The organism is Chryseobacterium vaccae, from assembly GCF_009602705.1.
Lineage (GTDB): Bacteria > Bacteroidota > Bacteroidia > Flavobacteriales > Weeksellaceae > Chryseobacterium > Chryseobacterium vaccae.
The window spans coordinates 1,878,066-1,903,190 of sequence record NZ_VSWH01000001.1; the positions used below are offsets into that span (position 1 = coordinate 1,878,066).

Annotated in this window: 17 protein-coding genes; 7 read left to right on the top strand and 10 right to left on the bottom strand. The window is 36.3% G+C overall.

Translation table 11 applies throughout. The features are described 5' to 3' along the window. Positions 1 to 44: 44 nt before the first annotated feature. Complete coding sequence (gene mobC, locus FW768_RS08465; protein ID WP_153399839.1) at positions 45 to 2,045, top strand: conjugal transfer protein MobC; 2,001 nt, start codon at positions 45 to 47, stop codon at positions 2,043 to 2,045. 52 nt (positions 2,046 to 2,097) lie between these two features. Here the strand turns inward: mobC and FW768_RS08470 are convergent, their stop codons facing one another. Then, entirely contained in the window at positions 2,098 to 2,943 is an 846-nt protein-coding gene (locus FW768_RS08470; protein WP_042720015.1) for an RteC domain-containing protein, read from the bottom strand. A 46-nt stretch (positions 2,944 to 2,989) separates the two neighbouring features. Then, a complete protein-coding gene (locus FW768_RS08475; protein ID WP_153394531.1) occupies positions 2,990 to 4,693 on the bottom strand; it encodes a helix-turn-helix domain-containing protein in 1,704 nt (567 codons plus the stop codon). 277 nt (positions 4,694 to 4,970) lie between these two features. Between FW768_RS08475 and FW768_RS08480 the strand changes: the two genes are divergently transcribed. Genes FW768_RS08480 through FW768_RS08490 form a run of 4 tightly spaced genes read left to right on the top strand, consistent with a single transcriptional unit; the run spans position 4,971 to position 7,225 of the window. Beyond that, a complete protein-coding gene (locus FW768_RS08480; RefSeq protein ID WP_042720013.1) occupies positions 4,971 to 5,207 on the top strand; it encodes a hypothetical protein in 237 nt (78 codons plus the stop codon). 13 nt (positions 5,208 to 5,220) lie between these two features. Further along, positions 5,221 to 5,388 carry a hypothetical protein gene (locus FW768_RS23500; protein ID WP_185151954.1) on the top strand — a complete coding sequence of 56 codons (168 nt, stop codon included), beginning with the start codon at positions 5,221 to 5,223 and terminating at the stop codon, positions 5,386 to 5,388. Between the two features lie 18 nt (positions 5,389 to 5,406). Beyond that, positions 5,407 to 6,927, top strand: a complete 1,521-nt coding sequence (locus FW768_RS08485) for a DoxX family protein (protein ID WP_153394533.1) — start codon at positions 5,407 to 5,409, stop codon at positions 6,925 to 6,927. Between the two features lie 25 nt (positions 6,928 to 6,952). Continuing rightward, positions 6,953 to 7,225 carry a hypothetical protein gene (locus tag FW768_RS08490; RefSeq protein WP_153394535.1) on the top strand — a complete coding sequence of 91 codons (273 nt, stop codon included), beginning with the start codon at positions 6,953 to 6,955 and terminating at the stop codon, positions 7,223 to 7,225. A 33-nt stretch (positions 7,226 to 7,258) separates the two neighbouring features. Here FW768_RS08490 and FW768_RS08495 read toward each other — a convergent pair whose 3' ends face one another. The 3 genes from FW768_RS08495 to FW768_RS08505 all read right to left on the bottom strand — a co-directional run bounded on the left by FW768_RS08495 (position 7,259) and on the right by FW768_RS08505 (position 14,176). Then, the gene (locus FW768_RS08495) at positions 7,259 to 9,751 is read right to left on the bottom strand and encodes an alpha/beta hydrolase family protein (protein ID WP_153394537.1); all 2,493 of its coding nucleotides are present in this window, start codon (positions 9,749 to 9,751) and stop codon (positions 7,259 to 7,261) included. Further along, positions 9,751 to 11,100, bottom strand: a complete 1,350-nt coding sequence (locus FW768_RS08500; RefSeq protein ID WP_231128658.1) for a RagB/SusD family nutrient uptake outer membrane protein — start codon at positions 11,098 to 11,100, stop codon at positions 9,751 to 9,753. The genes FW768_RS08495 and FW768_RS08500 overlap by 1 nt, the downstream gene beginning before the upstream one ends. Positions 11,101 to 11,182: 82 nt before the next feature. Continuing rightward, positions 11,183 to 14,176: a SusC/RagA family TonB-linked outer membrane protein gene (locus FW768_RS08505; RefSeq protein ID WP_153394541.1), complete on the bottom strand. Its 2,994-nt coding sequence runs from the start codon at positions 14,174 to 14,176 to the stop codon at positions 11,183 to 11,185. A gap of 643 nt (positions 14,177 to 14,819) precedes the next feature. On the opposite strand from FW768_RS08505, the gene FW768_RS08510 reads away from it, so the two are divergent. Further along, the gene (locus tag FW768_RS08510; RefSeq protein WP_153394543.1) at positions 14,820 to 15,041 is read left to right on the top strand and encodes a helix-turn-helix domain-containing protein; all 222 of its coding nucleotides are present in this window, start codon (positions 14,820 to 14,822) and stop codon (positions 15,039 to 15,041) included. 183 nt (positions 15,042 to 15,224) lie between these two features. On the opposite strand, the gene FW768_RS08515 is transcribed toward FW768_RS08510, so the two are convergent. The 4 genes from FW768_RS08515 to FW768_RS08530 are packed head-to-tail and all read right to left on the bottom strand — an operon-like array spanning position 15,225 to position 22,318. After that, positions 15,225 to 16,862, bottom strand: a complete 1,638-nt coding sequence (locus FW768_RS08515; RefSeq protein ID WP_153394545.1) for a type I restriction-modification system subunit M — start codon at positions 16,860 to 16,862, stop codon at positions 15,225 to 15,227. 7 nt (positions 16,863 to 16,869) lie between these two features. Beyond that, on the bottom strand, positions 16,870 to 18,024 hold the full coding sequence (locus FW768_RS08520; protein WP_153394547.1) for an AAA family ATPase: 1,155 nt from the start codon (positions 18,022 to 18,024) through the stop codon (positions 16,870 to 16,872). Further along, positions 18,025 to 19,323 carry a restriction endonuclease subunit S gene (locus tag FW768_RS08525; RefSeq protein ID WP_153394549.1) on the bottom strand — a complete coding sequence of 433 codons (1,299 nt, stop codon included), beginning with the start codon at positions 19,321 to 19,323 and terminating at the stop codon, positions 18,025 to 18,027. Continuing rightward, positions 19,316 to 22,318 (bottom strand): type I restriction endonuclease subunit R, encoded by a 3,003-nt coding sequence (locus FW768_RS08530; protein WP_153394551.1) that lies wholly within the window; start codon positions 22,316 to 22,318, stop codon positions 19,316 to 19,318. Before FW768_RS08530 ends, FW768_RS08525 begins: the two co-directional genes overlap by 8 nt. A 508-nt stretch (positions 22,319 to 22,826) precedes the next feature. Here FW768_RS08530 and FW768_RS23505 point away from each other — a divergent pair. Further along, the gene (locus tag FW768_RS23505) at positions 22,827 to 22,967 is read left to right on the top strand and encodes a hypothetical protein (protein WP_175550400.1); all 141 of its coding nucleotides are present in this window, start codon (positions 22,827 to 22,829) and stop codon (positions 22,965 to 22,967) included. A 68-nt stretch (positions 22,968 to 23,035) separates the two neighbouring features. Here the strand turns inward: FW768_RS23505 and FW768_RS08535 are convergent, their stop codons facing one another. Further along, entirely contained in the window at positions 23,036 to 25,123 is a 2,088-nt protein-coding gene (locus tag FW768_RS08535) for a type IA DNA topoisomerase (protein ID WP_153394553.1), read from the bottom strand. Positions 25,124 to 25,125: the final 2 nt, after the last annotated feature.

Below are 25,125 nucleotides of genomic sequence, written 5' to 3' on the forward strand. Positions count from 1 at the left end.
AGTTGAGAATACCTAATCCTGTATTTATGCCTCTAAAATGTGATATGCAGGGTGAAGACGATTTAAGAGGGCTTGCCAAAATCATGGCATTTATGCGAGCGGTCAGCATTATTGTAGTATTAATGCATCTGTATTGGTTTTGTTACGGATTTTTTGCACAGCGACAATGGACACTGGAACTCGTCAATAAGATACTTTATAATTTTAACAAAACAGCAGGGTTATTTTCTCATGCCATTTACTCTAAGCTCTTCGCTATTATATTGCTAGGTTTGAGTTGTCTTGGTACAAAAGGCGTAAAGAATGAGATAATCACCCGGAAAAAAATTAGTATCGCTTTTTCTATTGGTTTTGTCCTATTCTTTTTAAACTCAATTATTTTACAACTTGATACCAGCTTTACAGCTGTACTTTATATTCTATCTACCGGCTCCGGATACATTTTACTGATGCAGGCAGGAGTCTGGACAGGCCGTTTACTGAAAACGAATTTGATGACCGATGTTTTTAACAATGAGAACGAAAGTTTTCAACAGGAGACTCAATTACTCTATAACGAGTACTCTGTTAATCTTCCAACCAAGTTCTATTATCAGGGAAAGTGGCATCAGGGATGGATTAATGTGGTTAATCCGTTTCGTGCCACCATTGTCTTAGGAACCCCGGGCTCAGGAAAATCATACGCCATTGTCAACAACTATATCAGACAGCATATCGAAAAAGGATTTTCGATGTACATCTACGATTTTAAATTTGATGATCTGTCTACTATTACTTACAATCATCTTATCAATCATTTCGATGCTTATACAGTAAAGCCGAAATTCTATATCATCAACTTTGACGACCCTAGAAAAAGTCATCGTTGTAATCCCTTAAATCCTAATTTTATGACGGATATATCGGATGCGTACGAAGCTGCCTACACCATCATGTTAAACCTTAACAGAAGCTGGATACAAAAACAGGGCGATTTCTTTGTTGAGAGTCCTATCATACTGCTAGCTGCCATCATATGGTTTCTTAAAATTTATAAGAACGGCAAATACTGCACTTTTCCACATGCTATTGAACTGTTGAACAAAAAATACAAAGATGTTTTTACGATATTAACATCTTATTCTGAATTAGAGAACTACCTCTCTCCTTTTATGGATGCATGGCAGGGCGGTGCACAGGATCAGTTGCAGGGGCAAATCGCGTCTGCAAAGATTCCTTTGTCAAGAATGATCTCACCACAATTGTATTGGGTAATGACTGGAGATGATTTTTCTTTAGATATCAATAATCCTGAAGAACCCAAAATATTGTGCGTAGGAAACAATCCGGATCGTCAGAACATTTATTCTGCCGCGTTAGGATTGTACAATTCAAGAATTGTTAAGCTGATCAATAAAAAAGGACAGTTAAAGAGTTCTGTGATTATTGATGAGCTTCCCACTATTTATTTCAGAGGCTTGGATAATTTAATTGCAACTGCCAGAAGTAACAAAGTTTCTGTATGTCTCGGATTTCAGGATTTTTCCCAATTGGCCAGGGACTATGGGGACAAGGAAAGTAAGGTTATTCAGAACACAGTAGGAAATATCTTTAGTGGGCAAGTGGTTGGAGAAACAGCAAAAACCTTATCTGAACGTTTTGGAAAAGTACTCCAGAAAAGACAAAGTATATCCATCAATCGCAATGATACTTCAACCTCCATCTCTACCCAATTGGACAGTTTGATTCCTGCTTCGAAAATCTCAACCCTGACACAGGGATTTTTTGTCGGTGCTGTATCAGATAACTTTGATGAAAGGATTGATCAGAAGATCTTTCATTCGGAGATTGTTGTGGATACAATTAAGCTTTCTCGGGAGGCGAAAGACTTTCAGAAAATACCAAAGATCCGATCTTTCACTGATATAGACGGAAATGATCTGATGCAAAAACAGATTGAAGAAAATTACAAAGGAGTCAAGGCAGATATTCTTAGCATTGTCACCAATGAGATGGACAGAATAAAAAATGATCCCGGCTTACAGCACTTAATGAAAAATGATTAAATAGTGAAACCTCAAATACCAAACGATTTGAGGTTTTTATTGGGTATTTATGTTACTCAGCATCATTGTTCATAAAATATTGATTCAAATTATCACTCACCAATTGAAGGAATTTGGTTGGTCCCTGTTTTCGGTTACGGATTTCAAAGATGGTTTTATGAAAATTACCCAAATCGCAATCCAATGACTTTTCTGTAAATTTTATGACCTCGCTTAACTCGATATTACCACCGTTAAAACAACGCATCTGGTAAAGCGCATAGATAAGCTCTATAAGACCGACCTTTGATCCCGACCAGCTAAGAGGAGAAAATACTTTTGCAGTAAAGTTATCATTCGAACTTTCAATTTGCTTTTTTAAATACTGATCAAATTGCTGATTGGAAATAAATCTGGCGATCATATGATCGTGGGAAGTTGTAAAACTTGGATCATAGTTATAAAACCCGGATGATAGCTTCATCTTCAAATCATAAGAATTACGGACAAATATTTTATGATCAAGATAGGTCGCTTCTCGTTTATAGTAACTGTAAAATTCAGAATGCTCCAAATAAAAGTTTTTCAATTTTTCCTGTTCTGCTTCATAATATTTTTTTAAAGTCTTATTTCCGGCAGCCGGTTTATGAGATTCAATATCCAATACTGCAGAATAATAAATAAATTTTGAGATAAACTGCGGTTTCAGTTTTTTAAAAAACAATACCTCTTCAGCAATGTGATCAAAATGGTGGTTTGAAACCAGAAGTTTTAATTTCCTTATCGACTCATCAATAATAAGTAATGCCTTTTCCGAAGTTTTAATCAGATCATTTCCGTCAGTGTTGACTTCGTTAATCTTTAGATCCAGATCCTCTAATAATTGTGAAGTTCTTTTAAAAATAGTTTTTGTTACCATGTCCTTTTTTCAGAAATTTACAAAAATTACCTAAAGCATTACATAATCAACTAATACCCAGCTCCTTTTTCCGATTCTTTATATAATCAGTAGGTCTTATCCCATTGATATCAAAGAACAGATTTGAAAAGTTCTGACGTGCAGCTATACCGCATTCTTCGGCCAATGCTTCGATAGTATAGTTTAAATATTTACTGTTGGTATTAAGTAAGTTAGTGATATAATTGATTCTCAGTTCGGCCATGTATTTATTAAAATTCATCCCTTTTTGTTCATTGATATAAACCGAAAGATATTGGGAATTGGTTCCCAGCTTTAAAGCAATACTTTTCTGCGTAATCCCTTTCTTTCTGAAATACTGTTCCTGCTCAAACTTCTGAAGCTTTTCTTTTATTTCTAAGGCCATTTCCGGGGTAAGAGAAGTCTTTCTTACAGGGAGCTCTATCATTTCTTCTCTTAAAACATCATTGATATTATATTTTCCTTCAGTAATTCTCTTTTGGAGAAGCTGATATTGCTTTTTAATCTTTTGATCTCTTCGATGCCGGACAACAAAAAAGCCAAGAATTACACTTCCTGAAGCAATCAGCATCTGAGCAAATACTATTTTTTTGGTACTGGATCTCTCGATTTCTTCTTTTGCATCCATCAATGTACGTCGGTCAAAATCTTTATGAAGTTTCAAAGATAAATATGGAAAATCTTTACTGATTAAACTATCTGCTTTTAAAAGCTGATTGGTATAGTACAGCTGCTTTTCGACATTCTTATCTTTATAATGATCAATAAGATAGTGATAACTCTTATACACCTCAGGAAGTATAAAATCATGTTTGTTGAAAATAGAGTCTATTTTGTTATAACATCCTGTAGCCCTATTTATATTATCCTGCGCTTCATAAGTTTTACCCAGGTAATAATATACTACAGAAGCCCAGGCGAAATCGTTTCTGTTAAGAATAGTGGGTAAAGATTTTTGCAAGTAATCCCGAGCACCAACATAATCTTTATTATGAAATCTGGAAATTCCGATGCATTTGAGAAAATAGCTTTTTTCCAATGCAAAATCGCTATTATTGGCGGTTAACCGATAACCCAACATACTTAAACTGTCGCTCTTGTTAAAGTTATTCAGATATCTGTTAAGTACGGTCAGTTGATGTAAGCAGTTGAGATACGCCTTCCCATAATTAAACTTTTCATTTTCATGATGGTTTTCATTCAACTTTGGCCTGTAAAATGAAATACATTCAAGAAAATGTTTCATTGCGTCATCATAATAGCCCAAATGACTTTTTACAATTCCTAAATGATAGAGAACTTTATACCGATGGTACTCATCTTTTGAACCTTTTGAGTGGGTATAGGCTTTAATATACTCATTTAAAGCTAGCTTAAATTTTTTTTGATAAAAATAATAGATGATTCCCTTACTTAGATACTCTTTACTGATATCATCTTGGGTTCCATGCTTTAAGCTGGCAGTAAGCGCACTATCAGCATACTTCATTTTGTTTTTAAAGTCAAATTGTCTCGCATCTCTATACCCTTGAATCAGCTTTGAAAAATTATTTTCGTTTTTTGCTTTCTCAATGTACAGTTTTACATAGGGCATTGCATGAACGTCATCTATTTCCATTTTTTCATAATGCTTTCTAATTTCACTGAAAGTTTTTTCCTCTTTGTTTTGTGAAAATAAAAATTGTGAAAAAGTAGGAAATATGATGAGAAAGTAATAAAACTTTTTCATAGCCTGATATTTAGAACCTCACTATCTCAAAAATAAACATTTATGTTTTAAATAAATCAAAATTCAATGAATTAAATAACAGAAAGACAAAAATCCTGTAAAACATGCAAATACAACCACTTAAACTCAGATATTCTAATGTATTAATTTTAAAATTGAGACGTAACAATTTTAAAATAGAGCCATATAACAGTTTTTTTTAGCTTAAAAGCCGGATAATTTTGACAACAGAATTCTAATATAATCCGGCCGGGATAACCAAATTAAAATTATCAAAATGAAAAAGTTTATCCCATTTTTTAGCATAATGATCGCAACAGTTTGTCTACAAAACTGTACCCATCGAGATGAAGATATGATCTCAAATAGTGAATATATTGAAAAATCAGAGTCCACAATAAATGGCTTAGTAATGAAACAGGATTCTGCTAAATCTATAGAAGTAATTGAAGATCCTGGAACAAAAGACCCTCCTGTCAGGGACGGTGATAATTGGCGGCTTACTCAGGATTAAAAAGCAAAAAACTATGATTTCCCATACTTCCATATCAGTTACTACTGGCGTACCATGTCCAAAGAGTGGCATCTGGGAAAGTGTGGGGAATTTCAAAACAACCGTAGCCCTATTTAAGGGTGAACCGATGCCTGAATATTGCGGATGGAAAATCAGATGGAGACTGGTTCAGGTCTGTTAAACCCAATAATAACAAGCCATGAAAAACTTCCAAACTATCTTTATCAAAACTGTTTCCTGCTTTTTTATTCTATTGTTTGTTTATGCAAGTGTGAGCAAATTGTTAGATTTTGAAAACTTCCAAGTTCAAATTGCTCAGTCACCATTACTTAGTGCTTATGCAGGTGTTATTTCTTATGCTGTTATTATTGTAGAATTAATTATTGTACTGTTATTAATTTTTCCAAGCAGTAGATTGATTGGATTATACTTATCAACTGCTTTAATGTCAGCATTTACGATCTATATATTTCTCATTTTAAATTACAGTGAATTTGTTCCGTGCTCATGTGGAGGAATCTTAGAAAAAATGGGATGGACTGAACATCTGATTTTTAATATTCTTTGTGTAATTATGGGAGGTTTATCAGTTCTCACCACCGAAAGAGCAAATCACAAGACTACCCGTAAAACAGCATTAATCTTAGGAATTTCCAATATGTTGAGTTGTATCCTCGTCATTGTCTTGTTTTTCAAGTCAGAACACATCATAAAACAGGAAAACAATTTTACCAGAAGGTTTCTGATGCATCCTATTTTAAAAATAAAAAGTATGGATCTGGAGAACCATTCATTTTATTTTGCCGGTGCTAAAAATGAGGAGCTTTACTTAGCTAACCGAAGCTTACCTCAAAATATATTAGCAGTTGATTCACTTTTAAAGAAAGCTGTAAATACTAAGATTGATCTGGAGCTCAGCAAATATCCATTTAAAAAAATAGAGATTAAAGTTAAAGATCATAATTATTATATCTATGATGGAAATGTTCCCATCATATTAAAAGGCAAATTAGGTGATACACAAAATAAAGTCATCAGTTTGAATGATGCATTCTTTAGCCAGCTTGAAATTATTGATAGTAATAAAATTGTCATACGTACTCTTTCATCTCAAACCAAAAGTTTAATGCTGGGAACCATTTTAATCAATAACAATGGTAAAAATTTTGTGAAACTGTATCCTAATCTGCTTGAAAAGCAAATAGACGGTGTTTTTGATTCTGACGGTTATCTTTCAGCCGATCCTATAAAACCGACTGTCAGCTATATTTACAGTTATAGAAACCAGTTTCTTGTAATGAACCATTCCATGCAGCTTATTCACAGATGGAGAACTGTTGATACGACTAAAATCGCACAGATTAAAGTAACTCCGCTCTCCAATGGAAAATCTAAAATGTCTAAACCTGCATTAAAAGTCAATGGACATGCAATCGTATACAGAGGACTCCTATTTAACCCTGCTCAATTAAGAGGAAGGCATGAATCTTTAAACAGATGGCAGGAAAGCAAAGTCATCGACATCTATAATACTGCATCTCAGGAATATATTGGCAGTATGTACATCGACAATATTAAAAATAACAGCATGTCAGATTTTAGAGTTACCGACGAGCATTTATACGCAATTGTTGGAAATCAGCTGGTACAATATAAACTTACCCAGCCGCTGAAAAAACATTTCAAAAACGGGGAAGCCGAAAACCGTGTTTCAGAGTAGGCAGCAAATCAAATATTTTTTTATTATGAAAAAAATTCTTTTTCCTGTTATCCTGGTAGCACTGGGAACAGGGTCAGCTTTTGCCACCATGTTGGCAAAGAAGAGTACACGAGCTTTAGAGCCGGCTTACAGAATTGTTAGCTTGGGCGGTGGTCAGTTCCAATGTGAGGATGCTGATCAGGAATGCAGCAATATCGTTTCCGGTGATGTCTGTGAATGGGCATTGGACGACAGTGTTGAACTGCATAGAATCGGTTCAGGCACGATGTGCGGAACACCGCTTTATAAAATTCCTTAGTGCTTTATTGTATTAAGTATTAGATCAGGGACGCTATTCAGTGTCCCTTTTCATTTCTTTATCAATCCATCCTATATCTTTCCGGCTTTTCAGGTGATAGTCCCACCACTCTATGATTTTAGTATTAAGATCCTTGATGTCATCGGAATTTTTCCTGATCGTGTGTTCCTGCTTTTCATACATCAGCACCACCACCTTTTTTCTGTTTCTTAATAGTCCCATATAAAAGCCCATGGTTTGCGTTGGCGGAATATTCGTATCCTTCTTCCCCGCCCATAGCAATACCGGTGCATTCACTTTCTCAATAAAATTGATAGGATTATTTCTGTAATACAGATCCTTATCTTCTGAAAAAGGAATTCCCATTGAAAACTGCCCGGTTTCAAATCTTGAATAGTCTGCTATTTTAAACAGTTCATTAAATGAAAAGTAAGTATTCATAATGTCACTTAGACCTGCCCCCGAGATATAGGTTGCAAACCTTTCTGAATGGGTAGCGATAAAGTTGGTCTCATAACCACCGAATGAGTGTCCTGTTAAACCAATACGCCTGAAATCAATATTGACATTTCCCTGAATCGCATCCAGTCCGGAATGAACACAATCAAGCGCCGAAATTCCCGGACCCCTGTCATCTGAAACAATATCTGGCCGAAAAACCATGTAATCGTTCTCAAGCAATAGGCGGATATTGAATCCACTGGGTCCCCAGGCGGGATACAGGTATTTGTTGAACTCATCATGCTGAATACTGTATACCTGTACCACCAAAGGATATTTTTTTGTCTTGTCGAATTTAATGGGATAATATAGAACCCCTTTCAGATACTTACCTTCACTATTGGTATATGAAATAACATCCTGCTGTAGGTCTATAGCTTCTTTATCATGAAGGTTGGTTGCATAAAGTATCTTCTTTTGACCTGATGACTTGCTTTTGCTGTACAGCTTTGGAGAAAGGTTGTAGTTTTCTTCGATCGAATACATTAAATCATGCCTATCCTTATACGAGAACATTTTGATCCTGTTGCTGCTGTACGGCAGCATTTCTTTGAGTTTACCTTTATCATAAGAATAATATCCGGAATCATTATGGTCTTCTCTCCTGATATGAAGCATCAACGGTTGAGACATTTCAATAGTTCGTTGTGTTATCTTAAAAGATTCCATCTGATGAATCATTTTTCCAGTGTATTCATGAAAGCTGATTTTGCTGTTCTCTTGCTTGAAAACTGTTTTTACCACACCTGTTTCCAGATGATAGCTGATCAGTCGGCCTCCTCCTGTAAAGAGTAAGCTGCCATCGGGCAGAAAGATCGGATAGCTCAGTGTTGTATTATAATCAATAATTTTTTTCTGCTCTAATTGATGATCGTATACCATCCATTGATTCTTATACATCAGAAATCCAATGGTGTAACGACCACCCTTTCCTATTACCATTTCTGAAGCATTCTCAAAAACAAGTTCAAATTTATTTTCGAAAAGGTCATATCGGTATATATTCAGGCTTCGGAATCCCCGGTAATCATTATCCTCTTTGGCATTATACGTCCAAAAATAGCGTGGATTGTCTGTCGCTATATAGACCTGCATTGATTTGGGAGAGATTGAATGAATTTGATTGTTTTTAACATTCCATAGGCTATACTGATGATCGGTCCATTCTTGGTCCTTATTACGCAGATACTTGTCTCCCCCATACCATATTTCTAGTTTTTCTATTTTCTCAGGAGTTTTCTTGACGGAAATATCAATCAAAAAAGTTTCGGAATGACCTGCTTCAGTTACTTTAATGCTTTGGGCTTCTCCTAGGCTGATCTGGTCGTTATAAAACAGTTGTCCGTCTGATATTCTTAACAATCTTGCCCTGATCTTTCCATTGGAATCTGTTTTTTCTTTTTCCTTTAGGACAATAAATCTCTCTGATTCTAAAAGATCCATCGCAACAATGTTAGCTGCAGTAGAATAAAGCAGTTTCATAGCGCTGCCATTCCATTTCAATATTTTATGAAATCCTCCACTTTTAGCAAGAATATAAACCTGTCCTTGCTCCGAAATAGTATAGTTCAATGTTCCTGCCTCATCGTGACGCACTTTTCCTTGGGAATTATAAATTTTCAGGTTTTTATCAGTACCCAATATTACATATTGCTTCAGGGGTTCATTGGCGTTGCAGCGCTGTACACTACCATAAATTTCTCTTTTTTTTGACTTCAGATCAATGAATTCAGCCCTGCCCGGTCCTGAAGCAAAAACAGCATGATTATTCAGAAAACTGATGTTGCTCTTTTTTAAAATGGTATCGGATGGGCTTACTGCTGATTGACGGTCAAACACAAAAACTGAATCAGAATTATTCGCGTACATTTTGGTCAGCAAAACGAATCGCTGATCATCGGATACTTTCATCTGACCAATCATTGTTGAGAACCGTGACATCCACTGGTCCAATTCCTTAATCGTTCTCTGCGCTTTATAGCAATGCAGAGAACACAGCAGAATAATAAAACAATACACTCTCATTAATAACCTAAATTTTGAGGATTCAGATGGGTATTGAGCAGCAGTTCCTGTTGTGGAAGAGGCCATACTTTATGCTTATCTTTCCAGTTGGGCTTAGTCTGCTGTAGTTCATTAAGCTTTTCTGCTCTTTTCAAATCAAGAAAGCGATGTCCCATTTCTGTAAAAAACTCTTTTCTGTTTTCATTAAGGATTTCTTCAAGAAGCTGCTGTTGTGTAACAGCACTGCCAAGCAATGGCTGTCCCGCTCTTTGTTTGATCGGATTAATAAACGGTAAAGCCTCCGTCGTTTTATTTTGCTGTGTCAGAGCCTCTGCCAAAAGCAAATAAGCTTCTTCAAGTCTGAAGACAATGGAATTTTCTGTGGAGTTGGCAGATCTTGCTTTGTATTTTTCTGCTCTGTACCAGGTGTTACCCCCTACAGTAACCACTCCCATCCAATATTGCTTGCGAAGGTCTCCATTCTGAAATGAGCTGACCAAAGATGCGGAAAGCGCCATAGAGGTCGGAGCAACATTAGCAAAATAGTAAATCGTTGCTTCCCTTACCGCATCCCCATTGTTTTTAGGTCTGAGCTGCCAGATAATATGGCTGCCATTTTTAAGAAAGACCTTAGTAATATCATTTTGAAACTGATAGAGCGGACTCTGAACAACTGTTTTCAAGGTGGCTTCTGCCTCCATCCATTTCAGCTGCTGCATCTGAACCTTGCCGAGAAGAAGCTGCGCTGCTTTTTTATTGATATAGATGCGTTCATTATGACGGTAGGTATCGGAAAGCAGTTCAATAGCTTCTTTTATATCAGATTCAATTCTCATCAACACTTCTGCAGAAGATGTTTTTGAAATGCTCTGATTGATCATGTAATTGGTTGTCACAGGATACGGAATATCCCCGTAAACCTGCTGAACGTAGAAAAAGAGTAAAGAACGGATGACCAGGGTCTCCCCTTTTATCCTTGCTTTATCAGCTTCCGGAATATGATGCGCCCCTTCCAGCCCTTCGAGTATGGAATTGCTGACATATATTTTCTGATACGCATTATTCCAGAACGAACTTACAAACTGATTGGAATCAATCTGTGTATTATTGGACAGTTCAGGCAATCCATTGGTGGCACTGACTGCATAGTAGGTCAGGTCATCAGTGTAGAGACCCAAAAGCCTTCCGCTTTGATCACCCGTAACAGGCGATGATTCCCACAATCCGGCATACAATCCTGATAATACTGCGTTGGCAGTCTGGGTATCACTGAAGACGGTTTCTGACAGTATTTGGTTGTCAGGTAATTCCACTTCAAGAATTTTTTCACACGATACGGCGATGCTCATCAGATAAATGAGCGCTGCCATTATTATAATATTGAATATTGATTTCATTGCTTTTATATTGGATTAAATAATGTGACGGTCTTCGGTTTCCGTTAAGTATTCATCACAGCGTAAGCTGAATACCAAATGAGTACGTTTTCAAGGGAGGCAGGAATCCAAATGTGGTCATCTCGGGATCAATTCCAAAGAACTTCGTCCACGTCAAAAGGTTCTGCCCCTGAAAATAAAGCTTGACTTCCCTGAAAACACCTGAATCCAAAGAAAGATTATAGATAAGCTGCACATTTTTAAGTCTTATAAATGAAGCGTCAGAAACACTGGCATCACTATTTTGAAACAGGCTGTGCGAAGAATTAGACGTGGAGCGGTACGGCATATAAAGTCCGTTGGGATTCGTAGGCGACCATACATTCAATGCCTCTACTGGGAGATTCGCCATGATGCCCGGAGAAGACATTGCTGAATTATAGTTTCGGCTCTGTTGCTTTACAAACTGCAGCAAAAAAGACAAGTTCCAGTTTCGGTAACGTAATTCATTGCTTAGTCCTCCGTAAAACTGCTGTCCAAGGTTTCTGATTACCTGCCTGTCATCCGGTGATGCGATCTTTCCATCGCCATTGAAATCGGTAAAATCATAGACCAAGGTATTGGGGTTTACCCCCTGAAGCTGGTAGAGTTTAACAATGTTCACAGGCTGTCCGATAACATAGGTATTGGCATAGGATGAACCTTCAAGTCCCGGAAAGGAAATCAGCTTGTTTCGTGGAATAGTGATATTGAATGAGCTACTCCATGAAAAATTTCCTTTACTGATAATTTTGCCACTGGCCTCAAATTCAAGTCCTGTATTCTGAATGACTGCATCCAGATTAGCCAGTACACTGCTGAATCCCGTTACCGAGGAAAGCTGGTAGCCTACCAGTTGATTTCCGGAACGGTTTCGGTAATACGCAGCGCTTAGATTAAGCCTGTTGTTAAATAGCCCCAATTCAAGAGCGACTTCTGTTTTAACGGTTCTTTCCCAGCTGAAATCAGGATTGTAAAGTTTTGTTGGAGCCAATCCGGTGCTGCCATTATAGATGAGGTTGGCGGTGGCAAACGTATCCAGGTATTGGTAATCCCCGATATTATCACTTCCCGATGAACCATAACTTGCTCTCAGCTTTCCAAAACTGAGCCATGAGATGTTCTTCATAAAGTCTTCTTCCGAAAACAGCCATGCTGTCCCAATGGCACCGAATATTGCATATTTATTATTCGGACCGAATCTGCTGCTGCCGTCTCTTCTTCCTGTAAGATTAAGGATATATTTTTTATCGTACTGATAGTTGATTCTGCCGAAAAAAGCACCGTATCGGTATTCAGTACTGATCTGGTCAAGGACGACTTTATTGATTGCAGCCCCTATATTATAGATTAATGCATTACTTTCAAAACCTGATCCCTGAATTTCACCCCGGTCTGAAACATCTCTCTGATAGGTCCCTCCCACCAGTACATCAAATTTATGGTTACCTGTTTTGTACATCCAGCTTATCTGTGGCTCTATCACCATAGACAGTCTGTTCTGATTGGATTTTGAAGACATCGAATTGAGGGATGTTGCTCCTGCAGAAGGACTATACGCCGTACTCGGACGAAGTGACCATTCTTCAAAAGTCTGATAAGTCAAGCCACCGTTGAGCTTAAGCTTAAAGTTTTTAAAAGCTTCATATTCCATGCTGATGTTGTTAAGGAATTGCAGATTGTTATTGGAATAAGAGTTCTCAAAGGCAGCTGCGGGATTCGTAAACGTATTGTTCTCCCAGTTAAGGTTACCTTCTGAATCATAGAGAGCAGGAGCATTGGGAGCCAGAATATACGACTGTCTTGTTGCATCAGAAGTAATCAGGTTATTGTCTGTTGCTGTAAAAATATTCGATGAGTTGAAACTGAACTTCCTGTCAGCAGACCTATGGCTGATATTTCCTGAAATGGTATTGGTTCTGTACCTGAAATCCCTGCCGAACACCGTGGTTTGTTCGTTATGACCAAGACTGAGCAGGAAATTGGTATTTTCGCCTCCCCCACTGAGTGACAACTGGGTATTAGACAGGGCGGCATAATGACCAATCAGTTCTTTTCTCCAATCCGTATAACGGTTGGAATCCCAGGTTCCATTGATGTCATAGGCATTAGCGGGGTAGACAGAGATATTGCTGTTGGCGAATGCCTGCTTTCTCATATCAAGATACTGAGCAGTATTCATCATTTTAAGGTTTGAAATGGCATGGCTCAGGCCATATGAAGAGTTCAGGGTCAGTTTTACCTTTCCCCTTTTCCCTTTTTTGGTGGTCACCAGTACCACTCCGTTAGCACCCCGTGAGCCATAGATAGCAGTAGCGTCCGCATCTTTCAGGATCTCGAAACTTTCAATATCGTTAGGATTGATACTATTCAGCGGATTGATGTCTGCATTGGGAAGGATACTTCCAGCATAGGAGGAACTGATTCCCGTACCCACGGGAACACCATCAATAATATAAAGTGGCTGATTGCCATCGATTACAGAATTGCTTCGAGTTCGAAGGCTATTTCTGCCTCTGATCTGAATATCAAATCCACCCCCGGGAGTTCCTGAATTTTGGGTGATACTGACTCCTGCCATTCTTCCCTGTGCTGCTGACAATACATTGGTCACAGGCTGATTTTCTATATCTTTTGCTGAAACTTTGACGATACTACCGGTTCTTTCTTTGTCTTTAACCTTGTAGTAGCCAGCGTTGAGAATAACTTCTTCGATTCCCTTTACTTTGTGTTCTAGACTGATATTGACGACGGTCTGATTAGTGAGTGTAAATTTCTCTTCTGCATAATCAGGATGTCTGAACAATAGGATGGTATTTTCTGCTGAAACCTGTACTGTATAGGTCCCGTTGTTGCCGGTCATGGTTACCTGGTCACTACCCTCTTGGGAAATTACGACTCCTGAGAGTGGTTTACCTAATGATGTAACGGTACCGGAAATGGTGCGTGTTTGGGCTTTTGTGGTGATGTTTACAGCGGTAAACATGAGCCCAAAGAAAATACCTCCTATATGGTAATAGGAATTTTTCATAGATTTGTAAAGGTTTTTAATTTTTTAAAAGATTAATTACTGAACTACGCTCTTTCCCGTTGGTCTCCAAACTGTATGGGAAGGGGCTTTTTCCTTTCTTCTGATTTTAAGTTGAGTAGTTTTTTTGATTCATTTTGTAGATAAAGACTTTCCTGATGCCCTTTGGTATGAAAAAGGACTGGTGAGGTTCTATAGCAGTGACCTTAGGGCACCGGAAAGAATTTAATATAAATGAATCTGTGTTCCCGTGTAAGCTTTTTAAAGCCGCAATAGGTTGTACACTCCTATTGTATCGTGTAGTCTGATACTATTTTTGAAAGCGGGCTTAGATTTTTATGTAGAGATGGGCGAACTGCATTGAAAAAAGACGGCGTGGGTACTCTACATTATCCGATCCGGGGTACTGGTATACCTTACATGCAGATAAGAGAGCCCACGCCTAGGTCGTGAGCTTAGTACTTATCATCTCGCATGTTAAAAATTACCAGTTTTCGAATCGAGATTCTAAGCAATAGCTTCTATATTCTTTGAAGTATCGCAAAGTTACATTTTCTGTAACCTATTTTACAAATATAATAAAAAATACCTACAATTCGGATTTAAGTCCGAATTATTTCAAATAATATCGTTTTTATTTGTTATTATGAAAATTGCAAATAGAAAGATTGTTGAGTTTATAAGGGATAAATGGGTTATTCCTATGAACAATAATAGTCAATTTGCTACTGAAAATAATATTGACGAGAAAACTGTTAGAAGAATCAGAGAAGATGAAAATTATCAAATTAGTTTAGTTACTATAATGAGAATATGCGAAGCCAAAAATATTAAGATATCCAAATTCTTTGAAATGGTTGGACTTTAAAGAAAAATAGAAAAATCCTGACATTGTCAGGATTTTTCTATTTTTCTTTACTATTATCGTATTACATTCAAAATAAAATCAGAGCAAAAATTTATTGTATATAATAGAAGAGGCTGAAAGAACTAATTATCTGTGCCTCAATACTACAAACTAACGAAAGACAAAATAGTAGGAATTATTTCATCATATTTCATCTAGGCCTAATTCTCTGAGAAAAGAATTATGCAAGTCGGTAGCTTTTTTAATTTTTGAATTGATTCCATTTGGTCCGTTTAGTTTTTTATTAACCTCTTTCAAATCAATTTGCTTTTCTGCTTCCGATGTACTCACATATCGTGTAATATTTAGATTGTAATCATTTTTAGCGATTTCTTCCAAAGATACTCGTCTTGAATAGCGATCTTCTTCCAATCGATCTCTAAAAGTATCAACAATTTTTTGAACATCATCGACACCATGATTCTTTATATCTCTTAAGAAATTTTGACGTTTACCTTTTCCGTAATGTTCACTAGCATTTATTATTAAGACATCATCTTGCTTTTTACATTTCTTCAACACAATAATACAAACTGGTATTCCTGTAGAATAAAACAGATTACTTGGCAAACCAATAATCGCATCAATGTTATTATCTTTCACAAGCTTCTTACGGATGCGTTCCTCAGCACCACCACGGAATAAAACACCATGAGGCAAGATGATAGCCATTGTGCCTTGTCTGTTTAAATAATGAAAACCATGTAACAAGAAAGCAAAATCTGCGGCTGATTTTGGAGCTAAACCATAACCTTTAAAGCGAAAATCTTCAGCCATAGCTTCTGAAGCATCCCATTTTAGACTAAAAGGAGGGTTAGCAACAACGGCATCAAACTCTATTTTTTTTGCTGGATTGGGTTCGCTTAAAATATTCCAATCATTCTTTAACGTATCACCATGAAAAATCTCAAACTCATTTGTCTTAACGCCATGCAGAAGCATATTCATGCGAGCTAAGTTATAGGTAGTGATATTTTTCTCTTGTCCGTAAATTTGTCCAATCGTACCGCCTTCGTTTACAATATTTTTACGCACGTTCAACAACAAAGAACCAGAGCCACATGCAAAATCAATCACTCGATCCAAATTCTTTTTACGTCCTAGACTTGGCTCTTGGCTGTCTAAAGTAACAATCTCTGATAAGATATCTGACAAACGTTGTGGCGTATAGAATTCTCCCGCTTTTTTGCCAGAGCCTGCGGCAAACTGCCCAATCAAATACTCATAGGCATCGCCTAAAGCGTCACTATCAGTGCTAAAGCCGGCAATACCTTCGGCAATTTTAGTAATGATTTTACATAGTTGTTCGTTACGAGCTTCGTAAGTTTTGCCTAATTTATCTGAATTAAGATTAATTTCTGAGAATAAACCTTGAAATTCACCGCTAAAACTTTCGTTCTCGATATGTTTAAAACCGTCTTCAAGTTCATTTAGTAAATCATTGCTTTGTGTACGTGCCAACTCATAAATACTATTCCATAAGTAATTAGGCTGAATCACATAATGCATTTTTTTACGCATCGTTTTCTCAAAGAAAGCGACATCTTCTGCATTTTCATCGTACCACACGGCTAAAGGGGTACGATTATCGCCTTTTGCTAATTGTGGATAATCCCCACGTAATTCCTTAGCAGCAGCTTGCTCGTAATTAGCCGATAAATAGCGCAAAAATAAAAACGAAAGCATGTAATCTCTAAAGTCATCTGCATTCATCGCACCGCGTAAGTCGTCTGCTATATTCCAAAGGGTTTTACCCAGTTCTTGTTGTTCTTTTTGTGTCATCTCTTTTTTATTTTCCAGTTGCTATTTCTGCAACGGGCTGCTCAATTAATAATTCTGGAAGTTCAAATTGATATTTGTCGTAAAACGCGTTAAATATTCTTTTGAATAAATCCCTGTTATCATCACCCATTTCCCTAGGTTCGTAAATAGAATACTTACCATGGCTCAACAAATTTAAGGCACGTGCAAACAAAACATCATCATCGACACCATATATACATTTTGAAAAATCATCATATCCAAAAAATGTAGCCGTTTTTTCTAAAACACTTCTTAGCATATTGAAATGATAAGTATTAATTTTGCCTGAATCTACCACTTGCTTTAATTCTGATAATATGGCAACATGATGAAAGAAAGGCGTATCATCTGTAGCTCTCATAGTATGACCTTCTTCACCATTTTTATGTAAAAAATGTTTAGCTGTTTTATGCTGTCTCAATTCATTGCTCATCACATTAAAAAACAATGCGTGATGCGATGAAATAACAACATTTACCTTGTCTTTTGCTTTTTTTATTAAATGAGCCAAGTCACTAGCAACAGCAATAGCATTGTTGTCGTCTAATGAAGAAATAGGATCATCAATATAAATATTTTTTACCCAATTATAAGATTCGTGCCCTTCAATTACCAATTCACAAATTGCCAAAAAAAGACACCAAATAAAAATATTTTCCTCTCCGCGGGAAACTTTGATGTGATCTATTTTTATTAATTCAGGTTCGCCAGAATCAGGATTTTTGTAATTAGGATTTTTAACTTCTTTACTAAAGACAACATTCCACTTGTCATAATCTATTTTGAAGTCAAAACTTGCATAACGTTCTAGATAAGCGAAAATTCTTTCCTCTAAGGCTAGATCTTTTAATCCAGAGAAAAATTTAGATTCAGCATTTATTTTAAGTACTCGCTCTGTGTCGTTATCTAAATCATTGTCCCATGAAAATAGATCTTCCGTATAGGCATTAAAATATAGCGTATCCGCACCGGGGGTTTTCTTCCTTGTTTTTGCGTAATCTTTAAACTCCATGGAAAGGCGTGTTTTTCCTGTACCATTGTAAGCGTACAGCAAAACAAAATCATGATTGTTTAAGTCATCTCTCAAACGGACAACCATTTCTCTGAAGGTTTTATAATGGTAATATTTCGTTGCACTCATTTAACTCTCTATTTTAGGGAACAAGCCTTGCATTAAGCCTTTTTTATGTTCTTTCAATGTTTCTATTTTTTCGCGTTGTGCTACAATCAATTCATCAACTGATGATAATACTTCGGCTATTTTTTTTTGTTCTTGTATTTCTGGTATTTTAACAATAAATTTTCTAATATTTTCCATTGTTAAAGCAGGTTGAGAACTTGAAGAAATATAACCTGCTATTTCATTTTTTTTAAATGTATCATTATTAAAATACTGTAGAATAAACTGTGGTAAAGCAATAATTTTATTGATTCTTATACGTGCAACATTCGGTGCCAAATAAAATTTATCATTTTCAGGTATCAACGCTACTTCTCCTATTGTACCAATATAAGTAAACATTAAGTCATCAATATATAGTTTACTTCTACTAAGCATAGATAAATCACTATTGTCAATATATTTAACATCGTCAAGGCTTAAACTATTATTTTTAATATTTAATCCTCGTAACGCTATAATGCTACCTTTGTTTTCATACTTAATATGTTTTGTAAATTCATAACCAGCTAGTTTAGAAACATCGGCAAAATCCCCAAGTTTCTTCTCTCTCCAATCACTATTATTCTCAAACTCAGGAAAACGGTATTTCGGTTGTGTTTCTTTTTCTTTCGGAAAGAGGTTTTGCATTAAGCCTTTTTTATGTTCCTTCAAGGTAGTAAGCTTTTCCTCGTACCCTTCAATCACATCATCTAAACTACTTAAACAAGCAGCTATTTTTTTTTGTTCAGCTATATTTTTTGGAATTGATAACTTGAGCTCTACAACTTTAGTTTTAGATATATTGTATCTTGTGACACCTTGTGCTAATAGAACAACTGCATTTCGATATTCATTATTCTTAAATAAATATTTTGAGAATAAAATGTTAGGGAATTTTAAATCTAAAGGCCTTAAACCGAAACAAAAACTGTTTAAATAAGTATCGTTATGCGGCTTTTTATCAATTACATTTGTGTAACCAACTTCATTAGCTGTTTCTGAAGATGTTGTAATCAAAATATCACCATATTCAACTTTATTTTGATTTTCACTAGCATTAATGTTTACCAGAGGACAATCTTCAATCGATATATTGCCACCATCAAAAACTTGCTTATAAGTTATATAAGGTTTACCAGCTCCGAAATCATTTCCTGATTTCCCCGATAATCCCGTATACGATTGCATTAAGTCTCCAATTTTATATTTTTCCCAACTCCCATCATTTTCAAACTCTGGAAATCTATATTGAGGTATTAAATTATTCTTGCTATTCATATGCTTTCAATCCTGCTATTTCTTGCCCTTCGGCCAGTTGTTTTAAATAGGGCACTAAATCTTCCATTAATGCCAATTCTTTTTGTGCACGGGCCTTCCATCCTAAATCCAAGTGTTCGGTAAGGTCGTTTAATTTTTCACCATCAAATACCTTTCTTAGCATAATTAATTCTACAAAAGGTTTTAAAAGCTCTAAAGGAATTTCGTGTTTTGTTGCCACAGCAATTAATTGGGCATCTTGCTGTTGTTGCTTAAACGCTTGGTACCCTTCTCGAATCTCTTGCTCATCGAGGGCTTCATCCAAAGGTAATTGATTAATATAAGCAATCATCAAATCACGCTCTTCTAATAAATTCGCGCTAGAGCTCAATAAACTTATCAGCTTCTCCTTAGACATTTTTTGCTTTTTAGGATCGCGTTGTGTGTATTCGGCAATCAAGCTCATGATATAGTCATAATCAATCAAAGAAGACGAAAATAATACAAATTCAAAATCCAATTGCTCAGCTGGTGATTCCTCTGGCTTATTTTTTCCCTTTTGGGCTTCGCGTAATTGCTGAGCCGTTTCCAAGTACATTCCCTTAAAACCACGCAAGGTATCTTCGGGCAATACCGTTTCTATCTGTTGCGTTTGAGCTTCATCTAAATCAGTATACTGTTCCAACTGTGTTTTTAATCGTTGTACTTCTTTAAACTTTTGCAAGAATTCCACACGCGCAGCTTCACCTCGCAGGTTACTTACTTCATCGGGTTTACAAGCTAAACCATGCAACGCCATAAAATCGCTTAATTTACTTACAGCATCTTCGTATTTTTCAATGACCACAGGGGCTTCATCCACCAACCATATTTCGCGGGCTTGTTTTAGATCACCGTCTGAGAACCTTACAATTGCAGTATCAACCGAATCCTTTTGATTTCGAAAATCCATGATATTACCATACGGCTTGGTATCATTCAATACACGGTTGGTTCTAGAAAATGCTTGTATTAGGCCGTGGTATTTTAAATTTTTATCTACATATAACGTATTTAAATACTGTGAGTCAAAGCCTGTCAATAACATATCTACCACGATAACAATATCAATCTTATCTTTATGCGGTACATCTTGGTTACTGTATTTTTGACTTTTGATACGCGCTTGTACATCTTGGTAATACAAATCGAACTCGTTAATGCTATGATTAGTCCCATATTGATGGTTGTAATCTGCTATAATCGATTTTAAAGCCTCTTTTTTTTCATCAGGATCGACTTTGTTGTCTGCCGCTTCTTGTATTAAGTCTTCTTGCAACTGCTTAATATCTGCTGCATTCTTCTGTGAATTAGCCTCTCCACTCTGGGCAATTGCTTGTGCTGGAGGCGAAAAAACGCATGCAATATTTAAAGGACGGTAATCTTCATCTAATGCCTTACGTTCTGCTTGTAGTTCTTTAAACAATTGATAGTAGGCAATGGCATTATTAATTGAAGCCGTTGCCAATACCGCATTAAATTTACGTTGGTTGGTTGCCCCATCATGTTTTTCAAGAATAGCATCAGCTACCGCTTTACGAGCGCCCGCTTCGGTAATCAATTCTTTTGCAACGCCATCTGCTTTAAAATAATCAATATGAAAGCGTAAAACGTTCTTATCATCAATAGCATGGGTAATGGTATATGCGTGTAATTGCTTCTCGAATATATCTTCGGTAATCTGATAACGTCCCTCTCCACCATCAATTTTTTTATAACTTGCATTATCTTCAAAAATCGGCGTACCGGTAAACCCAAATAATTGAGCATTTGGGAAAAACTCTTTTATAGCTTTATGATTATCTCCGAACTGCGAACGGTGACATTCATCAAAAATAAATACTACACGTTTTTCTTTAAGCGGAGCTAAACGCTCAGCGTAATTATTTTTATTCTTAGGATCGAGAGCAATACCTAATTTTTGAATAGTAGTTACAATAACTTTATCGGCATAATCGGTAGATAATAAACGACGGACTAAACTTTCTGTATTGGTATTTTCCTCAACGCTTCCTTCTTGGAATTTGTTAAACTCCAATCTTGTTTGTCTGTCTAAATCTTTACGATCTACCACAAATAAACATTTTTCTATGTTTGGATTACTCTTTAATAGTGTAGATGTTTTAAATGAAGTTAATGTTTTACCAGAGCCTGTGGTATGCCATATGTATCCATTACCACGGTTTTCATCAATACAATTTACAATGGCTTCAACTGCATAAATCTGATAAGGACGCATTACCAATATCTTTTGCTCCGTTTCAACCAATACCATATAGCGACTAATCATTTCACCAAGCGTACACTTCGCTAAGAACTTAGATGTAAATTTATCTAAAGCCGTTATTTTTTTATTCTTATCATTGGCATATTGATAAATAGGCAAGAATTGCTCATCAGCATTAAAAATAAAATGCTGATTGCGATTATTAGCAAAGTAATACGTATTACTGCGATTACTCACGATAAATAATTGCATAAAACACAGCAACGAGTTTTTATATCCGTTACCAGCATCGTTTTTATAATCCACGATTTGTTGCATAGCTCTTCGCGGGCTAATCTCAAAAGTTTTAAGTTCTATCTGTACTAACGGCAATCCATTTAATAGTAAAATAACATCATAACGGTGGTTGCTATCTTCGGTATTCATCCGTAATTGATTGATGACTTCAAAATCATTTTTACACCAATCCTTGATATTGACTAAAGTATATTGCAAAGGTGTACCATCTTCTCTATAAAAGGTATTACGATTACGTAACAATTTAGCAGCCTTAAATTCATCAGGCTGTATAATTTCTTCTTTTAAGCGATTGAATTCACTATCGTTTAATTTTACACGGTTAAGTGCTTCAAACTTTTCTTTGAAGTTTCTTTCCAGACTTTCTCGATTCCTAATATCCGGACGATAAGTATATTTCTGCTCAGTTAATTGCTTAATTAAATCATCTTCAATATGTTGTTCTTTGGTCATGTTTATTTAATCTGAGTAAACGTTTTAACTTTCAAATATACAACTAGCAACCGAAATAGGAAACGTCAATACTTGATAATAAATAAAACTTTGATCATTTATTCCATGTCATAGCCATTAGATATTATTGACTTACATTTTGAATCATTTCTATACAAAGAAATAGGTAAATTGATTAGCAAAATTAACGCAAGAAATATTTTATGAATAAAATGAGAAAATGAAATTGTTAAAAACTTCCTGATAAGGATGCAGCAAAAAGATAATAAATCCAATCCATCCAATGCTTTTGTTTAGTTTTATACTGGATTAAAGCTGTCTACCTATGCATTAATCCTATTAATAATGAATGTTCTTTTGTAAAGTCTTTCATCAAATTTTTTTTCTCTATCCGGAATAATGCCATTTACGGCTTTCCGTAATGAAAATGATGACCAAAAATTTACTTTTGATCTGGTATTAATCTGTTTTGATATCAAAATAATTATTAATTAATCTTTATTGTACTATGAATGCAATCGAAGCAATCAAGCCTGGGCCTAAGCCTAAAAAACCGGATGGAGAACCTGACAGAAGAAGAAGGGTAACACCTCCCAATCAACCGAAGCATCCAAAGCTAAAACCTCACGAACACGAAAAAGGGGATTAGACTTGGATAAAATGTAAAATGAAGAAGCAGCTCATTGGCTGCTTCTTCACATTATTATTTTCTTTAAATTAATTAGTGTTTCCAAATTCAAATGATGTATTAAAATCATTTTTTAGAATGATAAAAGCATCAAACTTTTTACCGCTTTTGCTCTTCATATTCTTGATGAGTGATGTTTTGTTTTGAGTTAATAGTAAAGTTATATCTGTAATACTAATTTGTACTCCGCATATCATTCTAAAGAGAATCCAATTGCATTGTTCATCGGGGCATTTAACGATTTTATCCTTGATAATAAGATGATGTTGTTGGCATTTGGGGCAATTGAGTTGTGGGATGTTTTCTTGGGGAATATGAAGTGATAAAAGTTCGCTGGTTATTTCTGTTGTGTAGTCTTGGATGTCGTTCATGAATTGGTCTTTGTTGAGTTCACCTTTTTCAATTTTATCTAATGCCATTTCCCATTCTGCGGTCATTTGGACATTGGCTATTTTTTTGTCTTTGACAAGGTTGTAAACCTGTAAACCTTTATCTGTAGGATGCAACGTTTTGCTTTTCCTGATAATATAGTTTCTGCTGAGCAGAGTTTCAATAATGGAAGCTCTGGTGGCTGGAGTTCCGATGCCGATATTGGAGAGTGCTTTTTGTTCTTCTTTATTTTCAATAGATCTGCCTGCGTTTTCCATCGCTGATAAAAGGTCCGCTTCTGTATAAAGCTTGGGAGGTTGCGTTACTTTTTCCAATAATTCTGTTTTAGATATTTTCAGCTCATCTCCGACTTTGAATTCCGGAAGTTCAGTAAGGGCTTCATTTTTATTATTGGAATTTTCATTGTCAGATAGAATTCCTTTGATGGCTCGCCAGCCTTTGCTGAGTATTTTTGATCCCTTGATTTGGAATTCATAATGATGTACTTTGATGGTGATGTGGCTGACTTGCTTTGTACAGGCATGGGATAGGGATTCCAATAAGCGGTAAGCAATCATCTCATAAATGGCTTTTTCAGTAGCAGTAAGTGCGGATGGAACTTTCGTAGTGATAAGCAAACCGTGATGATCCGTCACTTTTACATCATTGACGATCCGCTTGTTGAAGTTCCCGAATTTTAAAGTCGATACAGCCGTTTTGAATGGGTCGGATGTATTAAGGATTCTGACCAGCTCAGGAATTTCAGGCCATAAATCTTCAGGAATATACTTGCTGCCGGTTCTGGGATAGGTAATAAATTTCTTTTCATACAAGCTTTGGGCAATCTGTAAAACCTCATCGGCAGAAAGGCCAAGCTTTCTGTTGGCTTCTTTCTGTAATTCTGTGAGATCAAAAAGTAAGGGAGATTGCTCCTGTACTGTTGTAATAGATACATCTTCTACAAAAGCTCTTCCCTCCCGTTCTATGGATTTTTGGATTTGTTCTGTCTGCTTTTTTTCTTCCCACTGTAATTGTGAAATACTGGTGAAGTCCGTATATTCTTTTCTATGGCTCAGCTGGATTTGAAAATACTTTTGCTTGGTGAAGTTTTGATGTTGCAGGAATCTATGACAGATGAGAGCAAGCGTTGGTGTCTGCACTCTGCCTAATGAATAAACGTCTTGGTTTCCGGCGATAGTTAATGCCTGGGTAGCATTGATTCCTACGAGCCAGTCCGCTTCACTTCTTGCTTTTGCGGCCTGATACAATCCATCAAAGGCATCGCCTGGCTGAAGGTTTTTAAATCCGTCCTGTATTGCTTTTTCTGTAAGGGAACTGATCCATAGTCTCTCAAAAGGTTTGTTGCATTGTATGTAGTGATAGATATAGCGGAAGATCAGCTCTCCTTCCCTTCCTGCATCTGTTGCCACAATAATACTGCTGCATTGATTGATGACTTGTTTTATGGTGTTGAGTTGTTTTAAAGCGAAAGGATCAGGCTCATAGCCGTTTGCTTTCTTTAGTTTTTTAGGAGTCAGAATAAAAGGGTCTGGAAAGATAGGCAAAGAGGTTTTGTTAAAGCCTTTTATACCATAATCTTCCGGCATTCCCAATGCGATCAGATGTCCCAATGCCCAGGTGACACAATATCCGTTACCGGACAAGTAACCGTCTTTTTTTTCATGAGCTCCTAACAAATGTGCAATTTCTCTTGCGACGCTCGGTTTTTCTGCGATGATTGCTTTCATAT

Coding starts and splice junctions, on each gene's coding strand:
- mobC (WP_153399839.1), top strand. CDS start 45: ATGCAGGGTGAAGACGATTTAAGAGGGCTTGCCAAAATCATGGCATTT.
- FW768_RS08470 (WP_042720015.1), bottom strand. CDS start 2,943: ATGGTAACAAAAACTATTTTTAAAAGAACTTCACAATTATTAGAGGAT.
- FW768_RS08475 (WP_153394531.1), bottom strand. CDS start 4,693: ATGAAAAAGTTTTATTACTTTCTCATCATATTTCCTACTTTTTCACAA.
- FW768_RS08480 (WP_042720013.1), top strand. CDS start 4,971: ATGAAAAAGTTTATCCCATTTTTTAGCATAATGATCGCAACAGTTTGT.
- FW768_RS23500 (WP_185151954.1), top strand. CDS start 5,221: ATGATTTCCCATACTTCCATATCAGTTACTACTGGCGTACCATGTCCA.
- FW768_RS08485 (WP_153394533.1), top strand. CDS start 5,407: ATGAAAAACTTCCAAACTATCTTTATCAAAACTGTTTCCTGCTTTTTT.
- FW768_RS08490 (WP_153394535.1), top strand. CDS start 6,953: ATGAAAAAAATTCTTTTTCCTGTTATCCTGGTAGCACTGGGAACAGGG.
- FW768_RS08495 (WP_153394537.1), bottom strand. CDS start 9,751: ATGAGAGTGTATTGTTTTATTATTCTGCTGTGTTCTCTGCATTGCTAT.
- FW768_RS08500 (WP_231128658.1), bottom strand. CDS start 11,100: ATGGCAGCGCTCATTTATCTGATGAGCATCGCCGTATCGTGTGAAAAA.
- FW768_RS08505 (WP_153394541.1), bottom strand. CDS start 14,176: ATGAAAAATTCCTATTACCATATAGGAGGTATTTTCTTTGGGCTCATG.
- FW768_RS08510 (WP_153394543.1), top strand. CDS start 14,820: ATGAAAATTGCAAATAGAAAGATTGTTGAGTTTATAAGGGATAAATGG.
- FW768_RS08515 (WP_153394545.1), bottom strand. CDS start 16,862: ATGACACAAAAAGAACAACAAGAACTGGGTAAAACCCTTTGGAATATA.
- FW768_RS08520 (WP_153394547.1), bottom strand. CDS start 18,024: ATGAGTGCAACGAAATATTACCATTATAAAACCTTCAGAGAAATGGTT.
- FW768_RS08525 (WP_153394549.1), bottom strand. CDS start 19,323: ATGAATAGCAAGAATAATTTAATACCTCAATATAGATTTCCAGAGTTT.
- FW768_RS08530 (WP_153394551.1), bottom strand. CDS start 22,318: ATGACCAAAGAACAACATATTGAAGATGATTTAATTAAGCAATTAACT.
- FW768_RS23505 (WP_175550400.1), top strand. CDS start 22,827: ATGAATGCAATCGAAGCAATCAAGCCTGGGCCTAAGCCTAAAAAACCG.
- FW768_RS08535 (WP_153394553.1), bottom strand. CDS start 25,123: ATGAAAGCAATCATCGCAGAAAAACCGAGCGTCGCAAGAGAAATTGCA.